The following is a 5,465-nucleotide window of genomic DNA, read 5'->3' as shown; positions in this document are numbered from 1 at the left end:
GGGAGTCTTTTTCGCGCGCCCAAAAACACTCGTATGTGTCTGCCATCTCAAGATCTGTCCAACTCTGGGCGCATTTTCAGGCCAAGAGACACAAAAAGGAGCGTTGCTCCTACTCAATCGAGTAGTTCTGCAACGCCCCCTTCGCTTACATGGTAAACCGGTGGTTGCCGATGGTCACCTTCACAGGCCGGCTGTGCATGAACCGATCGGAACTTCTGCGGGGGTTGAAGAAGAACAGCGCTCCCCCCGTGGGATCATGCCCGTTGAGCGCCTCCAGGGCTGCCCTGCGGGCTGTTTCATTGGGCGTCATGTAAAAACTCCCGTTTTGGATGGGCTGGAAGGCATTGGTCTGAAACAACACGCCCCGCAGGGTGTTGGGAAACTGGGGGCTGAGCATGCGGTTGATGATCACAGCTCCCACCGCCACCTGGCCCAAATAGGGTTCACCCCGGGCTTCGGCGTAGATCATCTGCGCCAGCCATTCCACTTCCTGGTTGGTCAAGCGCACCCCCACCGGGTAATGCTTAACTTGATCCACGGGCACCAAAAGGCGCTGGCCTACCCGCAGCACATCGGACTTGAGGTTGTTCAGCTCCTTCAGTTCCGCAATGCTGAGCCCATAGGTGAGGGCGATCCAATAGAGGCTGTCCCCCGCTTCCACCGTGTGCACAGTCAAGGCGCTGAACTGCCCCTCAGGAGAAACCGGCTGCGGATCTTGTGCTAAGCCATCCGCAGGAGGGTCGCCTGGCTCTTCCACTTCTCCGGGAACCTCCAGGGCAGGCGCCTGTGGAGGTGTGGACTGCCGGATCAAGCCCAGGGGCTCTCCGACGGCAGAAAAGGAGAACACCAGGACAACCGCCGCGGCCGCCCAGGCAAAACGCACCATATTCTGCTGTGGATCAGGCAGTCTACTGAGCACGTCTGGAACCTCTTTCTACATAGGGTGAGTATTTCAATTATAGCCAGCCGGGGACAGCCTGTCAAATATCCAGGTCTGCAAAGCCGTGTTGCCAAGCTTCGGGGGACGTAATATACTAGAGGTGCGGAGGAGGTAGGCGGATGAGTTTTCTGCGCGAGCTGCTGACGCCCAAGCGAGTCGTAGTCGTTTTGCTTGCAGCCCTGTTCTTGATCTTTTTCTCCAGGCAGCTGGGCACAGTCCTTTTGCCCTTCCTCATTGCCGTGAGCTTTGCCGTTATTCTTGAGCCGGTTATCGGTTTTCTAGAAAGGCGCCTGCGCTTTCCCCGCTCCCTGGCCGTTTTGGCCACCTTGGTGGCCGTGGGCGGGCTGGCCTGGTATGGGATTGTCCTCATCGTCGGCCAGCTGGTGGGGCAGCTCATCGACTTAGCCTCGCTGCTCCCCGTCTACCGCGAAACCATCACCGAAATGACCGAAGACCTCTTGGGCCATCTCCAGACCCTCAATGAAAGCCTGCCGCCCATTGTGAGCGTGAACATCCAAACCAGCGTCCAGGACTTTCTGGTCACCTTGGAGGACAGCACTAGGGACCTTATCAACCGGGTCTTGGGCGCCTTTTCGGGCCTGCCTTCCTTTTTGCTGGTGAGCATCATCACCCTGGTGGCCACCTACTTCTTCTCCCGGGATAAAGAGCTGATCATCGATACTTTCATGCACTTCGTGCCCCCCGGCTCCAGGGACAAGGCCCTGGAGTTCCGCAGAACGCTGAGCGTGGACCTCTTCGGTTATATCAAAGGCCGCTTCCTCATGTTCATCATCTCCACGGTAATCACCGCGGTGGGCCTGTTTCTGATCGGCACGCGTTACTGGGTACTTCTGGCCATCCTCATCGGCATCATCGATCAAGTTCCCGTCGTCGGTCCCGGAATCGTCTTCACGCCCTGGGTAGCCATGAGCGTGATTTCAGGCGATATCGACCGGGCAGTTTACCTCACCATCCTGTACTTCATCATCTTCGCCACCAGGAACTTCGCGGAACCGAAGATCTTAGGAGATTCGGTGGGTCTGCACCCGCTGATCATGCTCCTGGCCATCTACGGCGGAGTGGTCTTCTTCGGCGTGGTGGGATTGGTGCTCGGCCCCGTCTTGGCCATTATCATCCGGGCCACAACCGTGGCGGGCCTGTTCAAGTTCCCGCCCTATGCAGACAAGTAGTCTCCCCAGCCCCTTACATAAAAGGGGCTTTCTTTTTGTACACTAAAGGTGGTGTCCGCGGACCAGCCGCGGGCAATCTGCGGACAAGGAGTGCAGCCATGGTCACCCTGCCCTTTAGTGTCGCTCTGCTTACGTTCCTCACCGTCTTTTTCTTCCTCGGTTTTGGCCAGCGGGTGCTGGACCGCATGCGTCTGACGGACGGGGAAGCCCTCATCATCCTCCTACTCATGATCGGCGGTCATTTCCTGCCCACCATCTCCTTAACTTCCCGTGCTGCCGTGAACCTGGGGGGCTTGATTCCCCTGGGGGTAGGTGTTTACCTGCTGCTGACTACCTCCGGTCCAGAGCGGGGCAGGGCCGCGGGGGTGACCCTGGTCACCGCCGGCTTGATCCTCCTCACCGATAAGCTCCTACCCCTCCAGCCGGGCCTTCTGGACCCTGTGTTCAGCGGCGGTATTTTTGCCGGACTTACCGCCACCTTTTGGGGGAGGTCCCGGCGCAGCGCCTTCATCGCGGGCCTGCTTGGGGTTCTTCTGGTGGATCTGGCCAGCGTGATCCAGCTTCTGCTCCAGGGAGTTGAAGAGCAGCTCACCTTGGGCAGCGGCGGCCTCTTTTCCAGCATGGTCCTGAGCGCTTTCCTGGCGGTGATCATCACGGAAGTGATCGGCGAAGTGCGGGAGGCCCTGCACTTAGGGGGCGGACAAAATGGTTAGGCGCCTGGCAGCTTTCCCCTTGCTTTTCTGCCTCTTGTGTCTGGCCGGTTCTGCCTTGGCCCAGGAAGGCGACCTCTGGGACGAGTTTCTCCCCACCGGCGAGTATTACACCCTCCTGGATCCAGGCGGCCGGGTTCTTTTGGAGACAGGCAGGCGCATCTACCTGGAAGACCAGTACCTCACTCAAGATAACCGCCTTTACGAAGTAGTGGAAGTGGATGATGCGGCCAAAACCGCCCGCGCCAAGCTCGTGGCCGAGGTGGAGCTGGAGGTTACCCCCTGGTCTCAGCTCCGGCGGGAACTGGGCTTGACGGCAGTGGAGGCCGCCGATGAAGGGGGTCCGCGGGGAACCATCGCCCTCTACCACACCCACAATGCGGAGAGCTACGTGCCCACCGATGGAACAGACAGCATCTACGGCAAGGGCGGCATCCACCAAGTGGGAGCCACCTTCGCCGAGGCCCTTAAGGAGCGGGGCGTCACCGTCCATTATTCCGAAAAGCTCCACCTACCCCACGATCGGGGCGCCTACCGCCGCTCCCGGGAGACGGTGCTGGAACTGATCTCCCAGGAACCGGATGCCATCTTTGACGTACACCGCGACGCTGCCCCCAGCAGCGCTTACGCCATCCAGCTCAAGGATCAGTGGATGACCAGCATCCAGTTTGTAGTGGGGCGGCAGAACCAAAACCTGGGGGTTAATCGCAAGTACGCGGAGTCCCTGAAGAAGGTGGCTGACGACCTCTACCCCGGTTTGGTCAAGGGCATCTTTTACGGCCGGGGCAACTACAACCAAGACCTGAGTCCCCTCAGCCTGCTCTTGGAAGTGGGGGCCCATACCAACAGCAGGCCCGCCGCGGAGCGGGGCATCTCACTCTTCGCGGAAGTGGTGGACCATTATTTCTACGGCCCCAGCGCCGAGGCAGCGAGCCGCAGCCAGGCGGGGGCCGCCAGGCGCAGTGCCCTGGGCCTGGGCCTCTTCGTTTCCGCAGGTGTAGCGGTCTTCTATGTAGTCAACGCCGGGGGGTTTGCCCCGGCCCTGGAGCGCCTGAAGGGGGCGCTGCGCCTGCGCAACCGCCGCTGAGAGCCTGCCTATGATTCTCCCCCCAGGGCGCAGGAAAACCTCCCCTGCGGGGAGAAATTAGCAGGCAAAACCTGAACGGAGTGAAGGCAGTGAAGTTCTTGCTCAGAGCGGTTGTGTCCCTCCTGGTCCTCACAGTGCTCCTCTGCGGCGGATTGATCCTCTATTTAAGCATCACCGAGTACAAACCGGCCGAGGCCATGCCCGTGCAGATCCTCCAACAGCAGAACCGCCCCATAGATGCAGCATCGGAACTGACTATTACCACCTTCAACATCGGCTATGCAGCCCTAGAGCGCGATGTGGACTTTTTCATGGACGGCGGTACCATGTCCCGGGGCCTGAGCAAGGGCCGTGTGGAGCAGAACCTCAACAAGATCATCCAGGTGCTGCAGTCTCTAGATTCCGATTTTTACCTCCTGCAGGAAGTGGATGAAAAGAGCACCAGAAGCTTCGGGATCAACCAGAGGGAAAACATCGCCAAAGCGCTGCCAGATTACGTTTCCAGCTACGCCGTGAACTATCAAGTGGGGTGGGTTCCGGTGCCCCTGACCCAGCCCATGGGTAGAGTGCTTTCTGGGCTGCAGACCCTTTCCCGCTACACGGTGCATGAAGCCACTAGATATGCGCTTCCCAGCACCGCCTCCTGGCCGGTGCGCCTGGCCCACCTCAAGCGCTGCCTGCTGGAGACCAGAATTCCGGTAACTAACGGGCGGGAGTTGGTTATTGCCCATGTGCATCTGGAAGCCTTTGATGGCGGCGGTGAGCTCCGCAGCCAGCAGCTGGCCTTTGTGGAGTCCTATGCCCGGGCTGAACTGGCCAAGGGCAACTACGTCCTGTTGGGCGGAGACTGGAACCACCTCTTGGCCGTGAATCCCCAAGAAGTGCGGGCCCGCCATTCGGCCAGCTGGCCCCCGTGGCTGCAGCTTCTGCCTGAGGATTTCTTAGCCGGTTTTGCGTGGGCCTATGACCAGGAAGTTCCGTCTGTGCGCACCCTGGAAGCACCCTATGACCCGCTGCGTACCTTCACCTGTACCATCGACGGCTTTTTGGTCTCGCCCAACATCGAGATTCTGGAGGTGCAGGGACACGATCTGGGCTTTGAGTTCAGCGATCATAATCCGGTAACGCTTAGGTTTAGGCTGCAGGACGACACACCGGCTCAAGAAGCAGAAGAAAACCAAGGGCAAGAGTAGGCGCAGGTAAAGACAAAAAGGGCTCTGAGAGGATCAACCTCCCAAGAGCCCTTTCGCTTTCTACATAAAAAAATGGCTCCTCGGGCTGGACTCGAACCAGCAACCCTTCGGTTAACAGCCGAATGCTCTGCCATTGAGCTACCGAGGAGCGACCTCCAATGCGACACCGGGATATCCAGCAGCACCGCATAGGAGTAAAATAGTTCCTGGCAACGAGCTACTCTCCCACCACGAGATGTGGCAGTACCATCGCCGCTGAAGGGCTTAACTGCTGTGTTCGGAATGGGAACAGGTGTGGCCCCTTCGCTATCGCCACCAGGAAAATACCTTCAAAACTGCACAACA

General features: G+C 59.2%; 5 protein-coding genes, 1 tRNA gene and 1 rRNA gene. 4 read left to right on the top strand and 3 right to left on the bottom strand.

The features are described 5' to 3' along the window. Nucleotides 1-145: 145 nt before the first annotated feature. A complete protein-coding gene (locus ACE4YL_RS08255) occupies nucleotides 146-919 on the bottom strand; it encodes a cell wall hydrolase (protein WP_461366844.1) in 774 nt (257 codons plus the stop codon). 140 nt (nucleotides 920-1,059) lie between these two features. Between ACE4YL_RS08255 and ytvI the strand changes: the two genes are divergently transcribed. From ytvI to ACE4YL_RS08235, 4 genes are all read left to right on the top strand, one after another. After that, nucleotides 1,060-2,130 carry a sporulation integral membrane protein YtvI gene (ytvI, locus tag ACE4YL_RS08250; RefSeq protein WP_461365222.1) on the top strand — a complete coding sequence of 357 codons (1,071 nt, stop codon included), beginning with the start codon at nucleotides 1,060-1,062 and terminating at the stop codon, nucleotides 2,128-2,130. Nucleotides 2,131-2,165: 35 nt separating this feature from the next. Continuing rightward, entirely contained in the window at nucleotides 2,166-2,843 is a 678-nt protein-coding gene (locus tag ACE4YL_RS08245) for a DUF1614 domain-containing protein (RefSeq protein ID WP_461358975.1), read from the top strand. Further along, nucleotides 2,836-3,927, top strand: a complete 1,092-nt coding sequence (gene spoIIP / locus ACE4YL_RS08240; protein ID WP_461365221.1) for a stage II sporulation protein P — start codon at nucleotides 2,836-2,838, stop codon at nucleotides 3,925-3,927. The genes ACE4YL_RS08245 and spoIIP overlap by 8 nt, the downstream gene beginning before the upstream one ends. Before the next feature lie 89 nt (nucleotides 3,928-4,016). Continuing rightward, nucleotides 4,017-5,120 carry an endonuclease/exonuclease/phosphatase family protein gene (locus ACE4YL_RS08235; RefSeq protein WP_461358973.1) on the top strand — a complete coding sequence of 368 codons (1,104 nt, stop codon included), beginning with the start codon at nucleotides 4,017-4,019 and terminating at the stop codon, nucleotides 5,118-5,120. Between the two features lie 73 nt (nucleotides 5,121-5,193). Here the strand turns inward: ACE4YL_RS08235 and ACE4YL_RS08230 are convergent. Both ACE4YL_RS08230 and rrf read right to left on the bottom strand, forming a co-directional pair. Beyond that, nucleotides 5,194-5,268, bottom strand: a tRNA-Asn gene (locus ACE4YL_RS08230). Nucleotides 5,269-5,324: 56 nt separating this feature from the next. After that, a 5S ribosomal RNA gene (rrf, locus tag ACE4YL_RS08225) occupies nucleotides 5,325-5,440 on the bottom strand. Nucleotides 5,441-5,465: the final 25 nt, after the last annotated feature.

The organism is Candidatus Darwinibacter acetoxidans (assembly GCF_041936445.1).
Lineage (GTDB): Bacteria > Bacillota > Limnochordia > Darwinibacteriales > Darwinibacteriaceae > DTU010.
Note: the sequence above shows the minus strand (reverse complement) of the source record. Positions and strands in the feature narration are given on the sequence as shown.

Bases quoted from the DNA above. Each gene is read 5' to 3' on its own strand.
- ytvI (WP_461365222.1), top strand. From the start codon at position 1,060: ATGAGTTTTCTGCGCGAGCTGCTGACGCCCAAGCGAGTCGTAGTCGTT.
- spoIIP (WP_461365221.1), top strand. From the start codon at position 2,836: ATGGTTAGGCGCCTGGCAGCTTTCCCCTTGCTTTTCTGCCTCTTGTGT.